The sequence below is a fragment of the Streptomyces sp. LMG1-1-1.1 genome (genome assembly GCF_040815545.1).
Lineage (GTDB): Bacteria > Actinomycetota > Actinomycetes > Streptomycetales > Streptomycetaceae > Streptomyces.
Genome location: NZ_JBFPNH010000030.1, coordinates 1 through 14109, shown reverse-complemented (window position 1 = coordinate 14109; position 14109 = coordinate 1). Strand labels below are relative to the sequence as shown.

Genomic DNA, 14109 nt, shown 5'->3' with positions numbered 1-14109 from the left:
CGCCGCCACGTCTTGCCGAACCGGTCGCCGCCTCGGACACGTCCCTACGGCTTGCTGAACCAGTCGCCGCTCTCGATGACCGGGCCGAGGGGCGCGTCGGGGGCCGCGAGGAACACCCAGGCGGACACCCGCGCCGCGTCCCGTACCCGTAGGACGTCCATGGCCACCCGCTCGTACCCGACGGGCAGCTCCAGGCGGTCGAGCAGGCCGAACAGCTCGCCGTAGGCGCCGGGCGCGGGGGTGAGCAGGGTGCCGACCACCTGTCCCCCTTCCGCCGGGACGACGTACGGGTAGCCGGGCCCGTCGTGCAGGACCGCCCCGTGCAGCACGGCGTCCGCCTCGGTGCCGATCCGGCCGGCGAGGAACCGGTCGTGGTTGTACGCGCCCGGGCGCAGCGTCCCGTAGACGAAGAACGGCCGCTCGTCGTTGGTCGGCACGAGGCCTTCGACCGACGGGGCCGCCGCGGTCTCCCGCTCGACCCAGCGGGCGTAGTCCTCGCTGACCCGGGTCACCCGGGTGGCGACGATCTCGGGCGTCTCGTAGTCGTGCGCGGCGATGAGGTGCGCCTCCAGGGCCGGGTAGCGGGCCTCGGTGGTCTTGAGGACGACCTCCCACTCCTCGGTGGTCTCGATCGCGCCCTGCCAGTGGTAGACGGAGGTGACGGGCCCCGAGATCTGCGCGCAGGCGGCGAGCCGGGCCTCGACGGCGCCGCGCGCCAGGGCGTCGGCCTTGTCGCGCGCGTCGGTGGTGGTGCGGACGGTGACGATCACGCTTCCACCGTAGGGGCGAACTGTGCCGCGTGCAGCCGGGCGTACGCGGCACACGCCGCGGGGCGTCCCCCGCGGCGGCCGTCCACCGCCGCCGCCGAGGCCCCCGGCCTCGCCGCGGACGGATTCGCCGCCCCGGGCGGGGTGCGCACGAGCCGGCCGGCGTGCGCGGCCCGCGCGGCCCGGAGATCCGCTCCCGCGGCACCTCGCCGGGCGCCCCGTACGCGACGCCGTCGGCGAGGGCGCCGCCGAAGGGCCTGGTGTCCTGGAGGGCCCGCCGGGCTCCGTGGCGGGGCGCGGCCCTCAGGAGCCGTACGGGCGGACGGACTTGGCGTCCTTCAGGGCGCGTCCCCACCAGCCGAGCTGGTCGAGGAGCACCTTGGCCGCGCCCTCGGCGGCGGCCGGGTCCTTGTGGCGGCCGTTCTCGTCGAACTGCCCGTGGGCGTGGTGGAAGGAGACGGTGTCGCGGACGGTGACGGCGTGCATCTCGGCGAAGACCTGCCGGAGTTGCTCGACGGCGCGCAGGCCGCCGGAGATGCCGCCGTAGGAGACGAAGCCGACGGGCTTGGCCTGCCACTCGGTGTAGTGCCGGTCGATGAGGTTCTTGAGGGACGCGGGGAAGGAGTGGTTGTACTCGGGGGTGAGGACGACGAAGGCGTCGGCGTCGGCCAGGACCGGGGAGATCTTGGCGAGTTCGGCCCGGACGGCCGGCGACGGGTCGTGGGAGAGGGAGGTCGGGAGGTCGACCTCGGCGAGGTCGACGACGGTGACGGCGAAGTCCTCGCGTTCGGCGATCCGGGAGCGGAACCAGTCGGCGACGACCGGACCGAAGCGGCCTTCGCGGTCGCTCGCGACGATCAGGGCGAGGTGCAGGGGGGCCGAAGGGGCGGCGGGCGAGGTGGAGTTCGTGAGGTCCATGCGGATGATCGTGGTACCTCAAGCATGGTTGAGGTCAAGCGTCGCCCCGAGGGTCTTCCGGGAACCCGCCCCGGCGCCGCCCCGAGGACCGCTCCCGCGCCGCCCCGAGGACCGCTCCCGCGCCGCCCGGGGGCCCGCTCCCGCGGCCCCGGGGCCGCTCCCGCGACCTCCCGAGGGCCGTTTCCCGGCCCGTACGGTGAGGGCATGACCACACCTCCCGCGTACATCGAGATCGACGGCGTCCCGGCGGCCGACCCGGGCCTCCTCGCCACCCTCATGAGCGCCTACGGCCACTTCACGGCGATGCAGGTGCGCGACGGGCTCGTGAAGGGCCTCGGCCTGCACCTGGAGCGGCTCGACCGGTCGACCCGCGAGCTCTTCGGCGCGCCCCTGGACCACGACCGGGTCCGGGCCCTGCTCGCCGGAGCCGTGGCGGCCTCGGGGCGGCGGGACGCCTCGGCGCGGGTGTACGTCTACGACGGCCCCCGCATCGTGGTGACCGTCCGCGAACCGGCCCCCGACGGCCTCGGCGCCCCGGAGCGCCTCATGAGCGTCGACTACTGGCGCCCCGCGCCGCACGTCAAGCACCTCGGCGGCTTCGGCCAGGACTACCACGGCAGGGCGGCCCGCCGGGCCGGATACGACTCGGCCCTCCTGACGAACTCCTACGGCGACATCGCCGAAGGAGCCGTGACCAACATCGCCTTCTGGGACGGGACTTCGGTGGTGTGGCCCTCGGCGCCGTGCCTGGAGGGCATCACGATGACCCTCCTCGAACCCCGCCTGGAGTCGGTCCGCCGCCCGGTGGCCCTCACGGACCTCCCCGGCTACCGCGCCGCCTTCGTGACCAACTCCAGGACGATCGCCGCCGTCACCGCGATCGACGGGATCGCCTTCGCCGTGGACGAGGACCTGATGAAGCGGGTGCACGCGGCCTACGAGTCGGTGGAGGGGGAGGCGCTCGGAGGCCCGCCGCACCCCGCGTCACCCGTTCGGCACGGAGTGTCCGACGACGCCCATTAACCCACTCTGACCTGCGCAAACGACGGGAATCCAGTCGACACTCCGTATCGGACGGCGCAATCCTGATGCACCATCAGCAGGCGCGGGGCGTGGCGCGGCCTTTATCTCGGTCTCAGAAGGTCGATTCCGGGTGTCCCTCCCGGGAGGACCGCCCGGCATGACCGCTCGCGCGCCCCGGAGGATCCCCATGCGCACCACTGCCCGCCTGTTCACCGGTACCGCGCTGACGGTCGTCGCGCTCGGGGCGTTCGCCGCCCCGGGGGCGTACGCGAACAACGAGAACTCCGAGTCGCTGGAGATCTTCCCGTCGTCCGCGTCGCCCGGCACCACCGTCACCGTCAACACCGTCGCCTGCGGCAAGAACGGGCACGGGGTCGGGGACGCGAACTCGCTGGGCGCGGGTGAGTTCCAGCTGAATCCGAGCACGCACAAGGAGGTCGTGGTCGGGCAGTTCCACGTGCCGGAGCACGCCCAGCCCGGTACGCACTGGATCAGCGTGGCCTGCGACAACGGCAGGACCGCCCGGGGCGAGATGAACGTGAAGCACCGGAGTCCGAGCGGGCACGTACAGACCGGTGTCGGGGGCAGTGTGGGCCCCGACACCGCCCAGATCACGGCGGGCGCGGCGGTGCTGGCCGCGGCTGCCGTCGGCGGTGTCTGGCTCCTGCGTCGCCGGGCGAGCGGCGCGCAGGGGCACTGAGACGACCGCCTGTCCTGCCCCCGCCGCGTGCCGGAGACGGTACGGCGGGGGCAGGGCCACATCCGTGAACCGACCGAGGGAACCCAGGTGAGCAACAGGAGCAAGGGCTGGGGCATAGCCGTCGCCGCCTGCGTCGGCCTCTGGCTCGTCCAGAACGGCTCGGAGGTCGTCACCCCGCCCGTGCCGTCCGCCGCCCAGGCCTTCGCCGCCGGGCCGAGCGTGCACACGGACGCGGCCGCCGATCCGCTGCCGCCGTCGGCACCGGTCCGGCTGCGGATCCCGGAGACCGACGTGGACACCCCGATGATGCGGCTGGGCCTCGGTGCGAACGGCGCGCTCGACGTGCCGCCGGCCGGGAACCGGAACATGGCCGGCTGGTACGGGGACGGCACCCCGCCCGGGGCGAAGGGCACGGCGATCGTCGCGGGCCACGTCGACAACGCCGACGGTCCCGCCGTGTTCTACACGCTGGGCGCGCTGAAGAAGGGGCACCGGATCGAGGTGGACCGGCAGGACGGGCGTACCGCCGTCTTCACGGTCGACGCGGTCGAGGTGTACGGCAACGAGGACTTCCCGGACCGGAAGGTGTACGACGAGGCCGACCGGGCCGAGATCCGGGTGATCACCTGCGGGGGCGGCTTCTCCAGGAAGAACGGCTACCAGGGCAACGTCGTCGCCTTCGGCCACCTCATCGGCGTCAGGTAGCGGGCCACCGGACGGGCCGGGTCACGCCCACTGGTCGAAGGCGAGCTTCGCGACCAGCGAGAAGACCACGACGATCAGCACGCCGCGGACGAACTCGGCGCCCTTGCTCAGCGCCATCCGGGCCCCGAGCATGCCGCCCGCCAGGTTGAAGACCGCCATGACGGCGGCGAGCTGCCAGTACACCGTGCCCTGGTAGGCGAACATGGCGAGCGCGCCCGCGTTGGTGCAGACGTTGACGATCTTGGCATTGGCGGAGGCCGTCACCAGGTCCAGGTGGAGCACGGCGGTGAGCGCGAGGACGAGGAAGGTGCCGGTGCCGGGGCCGAACAGGCCGTCGTAGAAGCCGATGCCGCCGCCTACGACCACGATCGCGGTGACGATCCTGGCCCGGGTCAGCGGCACCCGGTCCTCCCCGTCGGGCTTCACGCCGAAGGACGGCCGCAGCATCACGAACGCCGCGACCGCGAGCAGCACCACCATGATCACCGGGCGCAGGACCTCGCTGCTGATGCCGGCCGCGAAGAACGCGCCGCACATGGAGCCGACCAGCGCCGCGAGTCCGATCCGCACCGCCGTCCCCACCTGGACGGGCGCCTTGCGGAGGTAGGTGACGGCGGCCCCGGTGGTGCCGACGATCGAGACGGCCTTGTTGGTGCCGAGGATGTGCGCGGCCGGGACGTGCGGAAGGCCGAGCAGCAGGGCCGGCAGCTGGAGCAGCCCGCCGCCGCCCACCACGGCGTCGATCCAGCCCGCCACGAGCGCGGCGAGGCAGAGCAGGACAAGGGCGGTCAGCGATATCTCGGGCATGGGCGTGACCCTACGGAGCAGATCGTTGCCCCGTCCATGGATCACCTCATCGTTGAGCTAGCTCTGAGGTTGCCGTGCCCGGCTCCCGGTCGGGGGCCGGCGGCGCGGCCGGCGTGACGACCGCCGTGAGCAGGGTCGCGGCGAGTGCTCCGGCGCCCAGGAGGGCCGCGGCGAGCCGGCGGCGCGCGAGCTCGGCGGAGGGGCGCGGCGCGCTGTGTCTAGCCATGGTCGAAGTCCTCGCTGTGGATGCGGGAGGCCGGTACGCCGGCCCGGATCAGGGAGTCGGTCGCGGCCCTGGCCATCCCGGGCGGGCCGCACAGGTACACGTCGTGGGCGGCGAGCTCGGGTACGAGGTCGCGCAGCGCGCGGGGCGCGAGGGGGTCGAAGGCGCCGTCCGAGGGGCCTAGCAGGAAGTGCAGGGCCGCCTGCCGTCCGCGGGCGATGGCCTCCAGCTCGGCCCGCAGGACGAGGCCGGCCTCGTCGGAGGCGCGGTAGAGGAGAGTGACGTCGCCGGGCCCGCCGGGGAGCGTCTCGAAGAGGGCGCGCAGCGGGGTGATGCCGACGCCGCCGGCGAGCAGCAGGACCTTGCGGCGGGTGCGGCGGTGGGCGGTGAGCGCGCCGAACGGGCCGGCGGCGAGGACGCGGGTGCCGGGGCGGAGCCGGCGGATGCGGCGGGTGTGGTCGCCGAGCGCCTTGACGGTGATGCGCAGGGTGTCGTCCCGGACGGGGGCGGACAGGGAGAAGGGGAGGGCCGTCGCCCAGAGGCCGCGCCGCAGGAAGCGCCAGCGGAAGAACTGGCCGGGTTCGGCGCACAACCGGGCCACTCCCCTGCCCCGGACGAGGACGGAGACGACTCCGGGTCCCTCGTCGCGGACCTCGACGACCCGCAGTTCGTGGCGGAGCGCGGCCCGTACGGGGACGACGAGCCGGTACCAGAGGAGGAGCACGGCGACGGTGGCGTGGGCCATCGACCACAGCCAGCGGGTGAGGAGGCCGCCGGCGAGGTCGGGTCCGGCGAGCTGGTGGACGAAGCCGAGGGCGGCGGCGAGGAGGGCGCCCAGGTGGATCGCCCGCCAGGTCTCGTGCCCGACCCTGCTCCGTACGGCCCGGGCGGAGGTGACGCCGACGGCGACGAACAGGGCGGTGCCCGCGGTGGCGGCGGCGAGGGCCCCGTAGGAGAGGAGGTCTCCGGTGGCGGTGACGAGGTCGGTACGGGTGTGCACGGCGTATCCGCAGAGCGCGAGGAGCGCGTGGGCGCCGATCAGGCCGAGGACGTACCGGCCGCCGAGCGCGTGCCAGCGGGCGAGGCGGTCGGCGCCGACGCCGTGCTCGACGGCCGGGACCCGGGCCATGAGCAGGAGGAGGACGAGGACGCCGTAGCCGGCGAGGAGACCGGTGAGGTGGGCGCCGGTCGCGAAGAACGCGTCGAGCCGGGCGGACGGCCGGGCCTGGACTCCCCACAGCAGGCCGAGGGCCCCCGCCCCGCCGACGATCCCGGTCCGCAGCCGCTCGGGGGCGAGCCGCGGCGCCGGACCGGGGGCGGGGCGCGCGGCGGGAGCGGGGGCGGGGCGTGCGGCCGGGGCGGGTGTCGGCACCCGGATCGGCTCCGGTCCCGGGGCGGCCACCGGTGCGGGGGACGGCTCGGCGCGGAGGGGCACGTAGAGGGGATGGGGGCTGGCCTCGGTGGTCACATCCGGCACCCTAGGTGCGCCCGTATACGGGAACCCGCGGCTCGGTCCGCTCCCCCCGATCCTTAAGGCCGGCTTGAGTCGAGGCTGAACGCCGGTTAATCCTCCGGGGCCCTCACAGCGCACCGGCGCGGGGGCGGAGATCAGCGTTCCGTACGGGAAACAGTCGGGATCCCGCCGGGTAACACCGGCCGCGCACCCTTCCGGTATGAGTACACGGATCGTGGTGGTCGGGGGCGGAACGGCGGGCGCCCGGCTCGCCCAGCGCCTGCCCGTCACCCTCCTCGGCGAGGAGCCGCACGCACCGTACAACAGGGTGCTGCTCGCCGATGTCCTCGCCGGGCGGTACGCCCCCGAGGTCATCGCCCTGCCCGACGCCCGCGAGCCGGCCCGGCTCGGGGTGCGGGCGGTACGGATCGACCGGGTGGCCCGGACGGTGGAGTGCGCGGACGGCTCCCTCGTCGGCTACGACCGGCTGGTCCTCGCCATCGGCTCCAACCCGGTGCTGCCGCCGCTGCGCGGCCTGCGCGGGGCGGCCCTGCCGGAGGGCGTCCACCCGTTCCGTACCCTCGACGACTGCCTGGAGCTGCGCTCCGTCGTCCGGCCGGGGGTGCGGGCGGTGGTCATCGGCGGCGGCCTCCTCGGCGTCTCGGCGGCCCGCGCCCTCGCCGCGCTCGGCGCGGAGGTGGTCCTGACCCAGCAGGGCGAGCGCCTGATGGAGCGCCAACTCGACGCCCACGCCTCGGCCCTGCTCCGCGAACACGTCGAGTCCCTCGGCGTCGAGGTGCACACCGAGTGCCGTGTGAGCGGCCTGCGGCAGCGCGACGGGGCCGTCACGGCCGTCGAGCTCGCCGACGGCTTCGTCCTCGACGCCCAGGTCGTCGTCCTCGCCTGCGGGGTGCGGCCCCGCGTCGCCCTCGCCCGCGACGCGGGACTCGACGTCGCCACCGGCGTCGTCGTCGACGACGAGCTCCGCACGTCCGATCCGTACATCCACGCGATCGGGGACTGCGCGGAGCACATGGGCCGGAGCTACGGCCTCGCCGGCCCGGCGATCGAACAGGCCGACGTGCTGGCCGACCTGCTCACGGCCGAGCCCTCGGGCGCCCGCTACACCGGCACCCGCGCCCTGACCCGTCTCACCCTCGGCGGTGCTCAGCCGCTCGACCTCGCCGCGTTCGGCGAGGCCACGGCCCGGCCGGGCGACGACGTCGTCCAGCTGACCGACGCTACGCGCAGCGCCTACCGCAAGGTCGTCGTCCGCGGTGACCGGCTCGTCGGGGGCGTCCTCCTCGGCGATCTGGCCGCGGTCGGCTCGCTCGCCCAGGCGTGGGAGGGCGACGAAGCCCTTCCCGACGCCCCCCTGCTCCACCTGCTCACCCACGACGGAGGCTCCTGACATGAGCGCTGACATGACCGCGCACACCCCGACGATCGTCCTGGTCGGCCACGGAATGGTCGGCCAGCGGTTCCTGGAGGCCCTCGCCGACCGTGGCGTCACCGAGCGGGCCCGGATCGTGGTCCTCTGCGAGGAGCCGCGTCCCGCGTACGACCGCGTGCAGCTGACCTCGTACTTCTCGGGCAGGACGGCCGACGACCTGTCGATGGTCGAGGCCGGCTTCATGGAGAAGCACGGCATCGAGCTGTACGTGGGCGACCCGGCCGAGTCGGTGGACCGGGAGGCCCGTACGGTCACCGCCCGCTCCGGGCAGGTCTTCGCGTACGACTCGCTGGTGCTGGCCACCGGCTCGTACCCCTTCGTCCCCCCGGTCCCCGGCAAGGACGCCCGCGGCTGCTTCGTCTACCGCACGATCGAGGACCTGCTCGCGATCGAGGAGTACGCGAAGACGGCGACGACCGGCGCGGTCGTCGGCGGCGGTCTGCTCGGCCTGGAGGCGGCGGGCGCGCTGAAGGGCCTCGGACTCGACACGCACGTCGTGGAGTTCGCGCCGCGGCTGATGCCGGTGCAGGTCGACGAGGGCGGCGGCGCGGCCCTGCTCCGCACCATCGAGAAGATGGGCCTGACCGTGCACACGGGGACGGGCACGCAGGAGGTCGTGACGGCCGACGGCACCGTGACCGGGATGAAGCTCTCGGACGGCTCCGAACTGGCCGCGGACATGGTGGTGTTCTCGGCGGGCGTCCGGCCCCGCGACCAGCTGGCCCGCGACTGCGGCCTCACGGTCGGCGAGCGCGGCGGCATCGCGGTCGACGAGCTGTGCCGCACGTCCGACCCGGCGGTCTTCGCGATCGGCGAGTGCGCCCTCGCCTCGGACGGCCGGGTGTACGGCCTGGTGGCGCCGGGTTACGAGATGGCGCAGACGGCGGCCTCGGCGATCGCCGACGAGACGGTGGACGGCTTCACCGGCGCCGACATGTCGACGAAGCTGAAGCTGCTCGGGGTGGACGTGGCCTCGTTCGGCGACGCGCACGGCACGGCCGAGGGCTGCCTCGACGTCGTCTACTCGGACTCCCGCTCGGGCGTCTACAAGAAGCTGGTGATCTCCGGCGAGGGCGTGCTGCTCGGCGGTGTCCTGGTCGGCGACGCCGAGCAGTACGGGCTGCTCCGGCCGCTCACGGGCACGGTGCCGCCCGTCTCCCCCGAGCAGCTGGTGCTCCCGGCGGGCGCGGGCGCGCCGGTGGCGCTCGGCCCGTCGGCGCTGCCGGACGACGCGGTGATCTGCTCCTGCCACAACGTCACGAAGCACGCGATCGGCCAGTGCTCCTCGCTGCCCGAGGTGAAGAAGTGCACCAAGGCCGGTACGGGCTGCGGCAGTTGCGTGAAGGTGATCGAGAAGCTGCTGCCGACGGCCGAGGACAAGGGGCTCTGCGGCTGCTTCTCGTACACCCGCAGCGAGCTGTACGAGATCGCCCGCACCCTGCGCGTGACGTCCTTCGCGGCGCTGCTCGACTCGCACGGACGGGACGAGGCGAAGGGCGGGGAGGGCTGCGAGGTCTGCAAGCCGACCGTCGGCTCGATCCTGGCCTCCCTCGCCCCCACGCTCGGCATCGGCGGCTACATCCTGGACGGCGAGCAGGCCTCCCTCCAGGACACCAACGACCACTTCCTCGCGAACTTGCAGCGCAACGGCTCGTACTCGGTCGTGCCGCGCATCCCCGGCGGTGAGATCACCCCGGAGAAGCTGATCGTGATCGGCGAGGTGGCACGGGACTTCGGGCTCTACACGAAGATCACCGGCGGCCAGCGGATCGACCTCTTCGGCGCGCGGGTGGACCAGCTCCCGTCGATCTGGACGCGCCTCGTGGACGCGGGCTTCGAGTCGGGGCACGCGTACGGCAAGTCGCTGCGCACGGTGAAGTCCTGCGTCGGGCAGACCTGGTGCCGCTACGGCGTCCAGGACTCGGTGAAGACGGCGATCCAGCTGGAGCTGCGCTACCGGGGCCTGCGCGCCCCGCACAAGCTCAAGTCGGCGGTCTCCGGCTGCGCCCGCGAGTGCGCGGAGGCCCAGTCGAAGGACTTCGGCGTCATCGCGACGGCGAACGGCTGGAACCTGTACGTCGGCGGGAACGGCGGTGCGACCCCGCGCCACGCGGACCTGCTCGCCCAGGACCTGTCGGACGCCGAACTGGTCCGGCTCATCGACCGTTTCCTGATGTTCTACATCCGGACGGCGGACCGCCTTGAGCGGACGTCGACCTGGCTGGAGCGCCTGGAGGGCGGGCTCGACCACCTCAAGGACGTGGTGGTGCACGACTCGCTCGGCCTCTGCGACGAGCTGGAGGCGCTGATGGCGGCGCACGTCGAGGACTACCAGGACGAGTGGGCGCAGACCCTGGACGACCCGGACCGGCTGCGGCGCTTCGTCTCCTTCGTGAACGCCCCGGACGCCCCGGACCCCTCGGTCCGGTTCGTGCCGGAGCGCGACCAGATCAAGCCGGACCTCACGATCCTGACGCTCGGACCGACGATCACCACGCTGGAAGGGGCTTCCTCCTGATGACGACTCTCACCGAACACTCCGCGGTCGCCACGACGATGCTCGAACTCTCCCCCTCTCCCGACGCCTGGATGGCGGTCTGCGAGGAGGCCCGGCTGACCCCGGGCCGGGGCATGGCGGCGCTGCTCCCGGACGGCCGGCAGGCCGCGGTGTTCCGCGACCGGGCGGGGCGGGCGTACGCGATCGACAACCGCGATCCGTTCACCGGGGCGCAGGTGCTGTCTCGGGGGCTCGTGGGCTCGGCGGACGGTCGGCCGTTCGTGGCCTCGCCGCTTCTGAAGCAGCGCTTCGACCTGGAGACGGGCCGCTGCCTGGACGACGACGAGGTCGTGGTGGCGGTCTACCCGGTCCGCTCGATCTAGCTTGACCGATCGTTCCAGAAAACCTTGACCGATCGTTCCGGAAAGCCTTACGGTCGTCTCGTGGCCAGGACCAGGGAATTCGATCCGGACGCCGCGCTCCAGGCAGCCCTCGAACTGTTCTGGGCGCGCGGCTACGAGGCGACGACGATGTCGGACCTCGTGGAGCACCTGGGGATCGGCCGCGCGAGCATCTACGCGACCTTCGGGAACAAGCACCAGCTGTACCTGAGGACGATGGACCGGTACCTGGAGACGCGGGACCCGCAGATCGTCGAGGAGTTGTCCGCGCCGGGTCCGGCCCTGCCGGCCGTGCGCGCGCTCGTCCGCCGCTTCGCCGCCGAGGCGGCGGCCGACGACGAGCGCCTGAACGGCTGTTTCGTCACCAACTCGGCGGCGGAACTGGGGCCGCACGACACGGTCGTCGCCCGCCGGGTCGAGCTCAGCTGGGAGCAGATGGAGACGCTTCTGCACGCGGCGCTCACCCGGGCCCGCGCCGGGGGCGAGCTCCCGGCCGACCGCGACCCGCGGGCCCTCGCCCGGATGCTGCTCGTGCTGCTGCAGGGCATCCGAGTGGTCGGCAAGGCGTCGAGCGACCCGGGCCGGGTCAGGGACGCGGCGGAACAGGCACTGGGCCTGCTGGACTGAACAGGCACCGGGCCTGCTGGACCGAGGAACGGGGCGCCCCCCACGGGCGCCTTTTCTTCGGCGCTCATATTGGAACGTACGGTCAAGTTCAACACGGGGGGCGCGGACATGAGGACGACGGCAGGGGTACGGGCGGCACGGGGTGGCCCGTCCGACGGGGCCGATCAGGGAGGCCCGTCCGACCGGGCGGCCCGGGGCGGCCCGTCGGGAGGCCCGCCCGACCGGGCGGCCGGGGGTGGCCCGTCCGACCGGGCGGCCCGGGGAGGCCCGTCCGACCGGGCCGCCCGCACCGGCTTCCGGCTCCTCGGCGGCGTGCAGATGACGCTCATCTTCACCCTCGCCTCCCTCGCCGTGCCCCTCCCCCGCATCGGCGCCGAGTTCCGGCTCGACCGCGCCGAACTGATCCTGCTGAGCGCCGCGTACGGACTCACCTTCGCCGGGCTGCTCCTCCTGGGCGGCCGGCTCGCCGACCGCTTCGGCGGACGCCGGACCCTCACCGCCGGACTGCTGCTCTTCGGCGCGGCCTCCGCCGCCGCCCCGCTCGCCCCCGGCTACGAGGCACTGCTCGCCGCCCGGTTCGGACAGGGCGTCGGCGCGGCCCTGGTCGCCCCGGCCGCGATGGCGGTCCTGCGGGCGCTCTTCCCCGAACCGGCCGCGTACGGAAGGGCGATGGCCACCTGGGGCGGCCTCTCCGTCCTCGGCGCCACCGCCGGGAACCTCCTCTCCGGGGTGATCGCGGCCGCCGCCTCCTGGCGCGGCACCTTCGCGGTCCCCGTCGCCGTCGCCCTCGCCGCCCTTCTCCTCGCCCCGCGCGTGCTGCCCGCCACCCCGCCCGGCGCGGGCCGGTCCCTCGACCTGCCCGGGGCGCTGCTCGCCACCGCCGGGATCACGCTCGCCAGTTACGGGCTGGTGCTGACCGACGCCCACCCCTGGGGATCCGCCCGGGTCCTCGGGCCGCTGCTCGCCGGGCTCGTCCTGCTCGCCGCCTTCGCGGCCGTCGAGCGGCGGACCGCCGACCCCCTGCTGCCGCCGGACTTCCTGCGCGACGGGCGCCGCGCCCTGGGCCTCGCGGCGATCGGGCTCACGGCGGCCGGGACGGCCACCGTGTTCGTCCTCCTCTCGCTCGCGCTCCAGCAGCAGCGCGGCTGGTCCGCCCTGCTCACCTCCGCCGCCTTCACGCCCTTCGCGGCCGCGCTGCTCGGCGCGGGCCGACTCGCGGGCCCGCTGATCCGGCGCCACGGCCCCGGGCGGGTGACCGGTGCCGGACTCGGCACGGCCGGCGCCGGGCTCGGACTGCTCGCCGCGACCGGCTTCGACACCTCCGTGCCGTACGCGTACGGGCTGCTGCCCGGCCTGCTCCTGCTCCCGGCCGGCGGCGCGCTGTCCTTCGCGGGCGCCGCGGTCCTCGCCACCGAGGGGGTTCCGGCGCACCGCGCGGGGCTCGCCGGCGGCGTCCTGAACACGGCGATGGAGCTCGGGCCGACCGTGGTCTTCGCCGCCCTGCTCACCCTCGGCGGCGACGCGGTGTCGCCGGCGGCCGCGGCCGTCCTCTTCGCGGCCCTGGCCGCCCCCACCGCCCTCGCCGCTCGCACGCACCACGTCAAGTAACCGCATCCACAGGGGAGTCACTCATGTCCGCACGCTTCACCGGCCGCACCGCCCTCGTCACCGGCGCCGGTTCCGGGCTCGGCCGGGCCATCGCGCTCGCCTTCGCCGCCGAGGGCGCGAAGGTCGTCGTCGCCGGCCGTACGGCCGGGCCCCTCGACGGCACGGTCGCCCTCATCGAGGCCGCCGGGGGGACCGCGGCCGCGGTCACCGCCGACGTGGCCGACGCCGCGTCGACCCGCGACCTCGTCCGCCGCACGGTCGAGCTCTTCGGCGGCCTCGACGTCGCCGTGAACAACGCGGGCGTCTTCCTAGGCGGGCACAGCGCCGCGGACTTCCCGCTGGAGGACTGGAGGACGCTGCTCGACATCAACGTGACGGGGGTGCTGCACGCCCTCCAGGCCGAGGTGGCGCACATGCGGGCGCACGGCGGCGGGGCGATCGTGAACATCGCGTCCAACCTGGGCCCGCACGTCCGGATCCCCGGCGTCTTCGGCTACCAGGTCTCCAAGGCGGCCGTCTCCGCGATCACCCGGGCCGCCGCCCTGGACCACATCGCCGACGGCGTCCGGATCAACGCGGTCAGCCCCGGCGCCTCGGAGTCCACGATGTCGCTGCTGCCCGGCGAGTCCGAGGCCGAGCGGGAGGTCCGCATGAAGGAGCAGTCGCCGCTCGGCCGCATCTCGTCCGCCGCCGAGGTGGCGGCGGCGGTCCTGTACCTCGCCTCCGACGACGCGGCCTCCGCCGTCGGCACGGACCTGGTCATCGACGGCGGCGTCTCGGCCTGATCGGCAAGATGGCCCCTAGACGAATAAGTCCGAAGTCTGCGGGCGCATGAAGCGAGGGTCTCGTTGGTTCGTTTGTGACGACAAACCTCAAGACCCTCGCAACAGCACTTTACGTGAGGATCGATGACTCTCTGGCAGGAAC

At 74.1% G+C, this 14109-nt stretch carries 13 protein-coding genes and 2 pseudogenes; 9 read left to right on the top strand and 6 right to left on the bottom strand.

All coding sequences use genetic code 11. The features are described 5' to 3' along the window. Nucleotides 1–44: 44 nt before the first annotated feature. The 3 genes and pseudogenes from MRBLMG1_RS17440 to MRBLMG1_RS17430 form a co-directional block, all read right to left on the bottom strand. A pseudogene (locus MRBLMG1_RS17440) lies at nucleotides 45–401 on the bottom strand (gamma-glutamylcyclotransferase family protein); the annotation flags it as partial. Between the two features lie 60 nt (nucleotides 402–461). Beyond that, nucleotides 462–770: pseudogene (gene cutA, locus MRBLMG1_RS17435) on the bottom strand (divalent-cation tolerance protein CutA); the annotation flags it as partial. A gap of 300 nt (nucleotides 771–1070) precedes the next feature. After that, nucleotides 1071–1685: an NADPH-dependent FMN reductase gene (locus MRBLMG1_RS17430; RefSeq protein WP_367824939.1), complete on the bottom strand. Its 615-nt coding sequence runs from the start codon at nucleotides 1683–1685 to the stop codon at nucleotides 1071–1073. A 204-nt stretch (nucleotides 1686–1889) separates the two neighbouring features. Here MRBLMG1_RS17430 and MRBLMG1_RS17425 point away from each other — a divergent pair, with 204 nt between their 5' ends. The 3 genes from MRBLMG1_RS17425 to MRBLMG1_RS17415 all read left to right on the top strand — a co-directional run bounded on the left by MRBLMG1_RS17425 (nucleotide 1890) and on the right by MRBLMG1_RS17415 (nucleotide 4113). Then, nucleotides 1890–2708, top strand: a complete 819-nt coding sequence (locus MRBLMG1_RS17425; protein ID WP_367824938.1) for an aminotransferase class IV — start codon at nucleotides 1890–1892, stop codon at nucleotides 2706–2708. A gap of 187 nt (nucleotides 2709–2895) precedes the next feature. After that, nucleotides 2896–3408 carry a hypothetical protein gene (locus MRBLMG1_RS17420; protein WP_367824937.1) on the top strand — a complete coding sequence of 171 codons (513 nt, stop codon included), beginning with the start codon at nucleotides 2896–2898 and terminating at the stop codon, nucleotides 3406–3408. A gap of 87 nt (nucleotides 3409–3495) precedes the next feature. Next, nucleotides 3496–4113, top strand: coding sequence for a class F sortase (locus tag MRBLMG1_RS17415; protein WP_367824936.1), 618 nt, complete (start codon nucleotides 3496–3498; stop codon nucleotides 4111–4113). Between the two features lie 21 nt (nucleotides 4114–4134). Here MRBLMG1_RS17415 and MRBLMG1_RS17410 read toward each other — a convergent pair whose 3' ends face one another. The 3 genes from MRBLMG1_RS17410 to MRBLMG1_RS17400 are packed head-to-tail and all read right to left on the bottom strand — an operon-like array spanning nucleotide 4135 to nucleotide 6620. Continuing rightward, the gene (locus tag MRBLMG1_RS17410; protein WP_367824935.1) at nucleotides 4135–4920 is read right to left on the bottom strand and encodes a sulfite exporter TauE/SafE family protein; all 786 of its coding nucleotides are present in this window, start codon (nucleotides 4918–4920) and stop codon (nucleotides 4135–4137) included. Between the two features lie 46 nt (nucleotides 4921–4966). Further along, the gene (locus MRBLMG1_RS17405; protein WP_367824934.1) at nucleotides 4967–5146 is read right to left on the bottom strand and encodes a hypothetical protein; all 180 of its coding nucleotides are present in this window, start codon (nucleotides 5144–5146) and stop codon (nucleotides 4967–4969) included. After that, nucleotides 5139–6620, bottom strand: a complete 1482-nt coding sequence (locus MRBLMG1_RS17400) for a ferredoxin reductase family protein (RefSeq protein ID WP_414721598.1) — start codon at nucleotides 6618–6620, stop codon at nucleotides 5139–5141. Before MRBLMG1_RS17400 ends, MRBLMG1_RS17405 begins: the two co-directional genes overlap by 8 nt. A 196-nt stretch (nucleotides 6621–6816) precedes the next feature. Between MRBLMG1_RS17400 and MRBLMG1_RS17395 the strand changes: the two genes are divergently transcribed. From MRBLMG1_RS17395 to MRBLMG1_RS17370, 6 genes are all read left to right on the top strand, one after another. Continuing rightward, the gene (locus MRBLMG1_RS17395) at nucleotides 6817–8007 is read left to right on the top strand and encodes an NAD(P)/FAD-dependent oxidoreductase (RefSeq protein WP_367824932.1); all 1191 of its coding nucleotides are present in this window, start codon (nucleotides 6817–6819) and stop codon (nucleotides 8005–8007) included. 1 nt (nucleotide 8008) lies between these two features. Beyond that, on the top strand, nucleotides 8009–10567 hold the full coding sequence (nirB, locus tag MRBLMG1_RS17390; protein ID WP_414721597.1) for a nitrite reductase large subunit NirB: 2559 nt from the start codon (nucleotides 8009–8011) through the stop codon (nucleotides 10565–10567). Then, the gene (nirD, locus tag MRBLMG1_RS17385; protein ID WP_367824931.1) at nucleotides 10567–10929 is read left to right on the top strand and encodes a nitrite reductase small subunit NirD; all 363 of its coding nucleotides are present in this window, start codon (nucleotides 10567–10569) and stop codon (nucleotides 10927–10929) included. Before nirB ends, nirD begins: the two co-directional genes overlap by 1 nt. 60 nt (nucleotides 10930–10989) lie before the next feature. After that, nucleotides 10990–11574, top strand: a complete 585-nt coding sequence (locus MRBLMG1_RS17380) for a TetR/AcrR family transcriptional regulator (RefSeq protein ID WP_367824930.1) — start codon at nucleotides 10990–10992, stop codon at nucleotides 11572–11574. 108 nt (nucleotides 11575–11682) lie between these two features. Continuing rightward, nucleotides 11683–13182: an MFS transporter gene (locus MRBLMG1_RS17375; RefSeq protein ID WP_367824929.1), complete on the top strand. Its 1500-nt coding sequence runs from the start codon at nucleotides 11683–11685 to the stop codon at nucleotides 13180–13182. Nucleotides 13183–13205: 23 nt separating this feature from the next. Beyond that, nucleotides 13206–13967: an SDR family NAD(P)-dependent oxidoreductase gene (locus MRBLMG1_RS17370; protein WP_367824928.1), complete on the top strand. Its 762-nt coding sequence runs from the start codon at nucleotides 13206–13208 to the stop codon at nucleotides 13965–13967. The last annotated feature ends 142 nt before the right edge of the window (nucleotides 13968–14109 follow it).

Bases quoted from the DNA above. Each gene is read 5' to 3' on its own strand.
- MRBLMG1_RS17430 (WP_367824939.1), bottom strand. From the start codon at position 1,685: ATGGACCTCACGAACTCCACCTCGCCCGCCGCCCCTTCGGCCCCCCTG.
- MRBLMG1_RS17425 (WP_367824938.1), top strand. From the start codon at position 1,890: ATGACCACACCTCCCGCGTACATCGAGATCGACGGCGTCCCGGCGGCC.
- MRBLMG1_RS17420 (WP_367824937.1), top strand. From the start codon at position 2,896: ATGCGCACCACTGCCCGCCTGTTCACCGGTACCGCGCTGACGGTCGTC.
- MRBLMG1_RS17410 (WP_367824935.1), bottom strand. From the start codon at position 4,920: ATGCCCGAGATATCGCTGACCGCCCTTGTCCTGCTCTGCCTCGCCGCG.
- MRBLMG1_RS17405 (WP_367824934.1), bottom strand. From the start codon at position 5,146: ATGGCTAGACACAGCGCGCCGCGCCCCTCCGCCGAGCTCGCGCGCCGC.
- MRBLMG1_RS17395 (WP_367824932.1), top strand. From the start codon at position 6,817: ATGAGTACACGGATCGTGGTGGTCGGGGGCGGAACGGCGGGCGCCCGG.
- nirB (WP_414721597.1), top strand. From the start codon at position 8,009: ATGAGCGCTGACATGACCGCGCACACCCCGACGATCGTCCTGGTCGGC.
- nirD (WP_367824931.1), top strand. From the start codon at position 10,567: ATGACGACTCTCACCGAACACTCCGCGGTCGCCACGACGATGCTCGAA.
- MRBLMG1_RS17375 (WP_367824929.1), top strand. From the start codon at position 11,683: ATGAGGACGACGGCAGGGGTACGGGCGGCACGGGGTGGCCCGTCCGAC.
- MRBLMG1_RS17370 (WP_367824928.1), top strand. From the start codon at position 13,206: ATGTCCGCACGCTTCACCGGCCGCACCGCCCTCGTCACCGGCGCCGGT.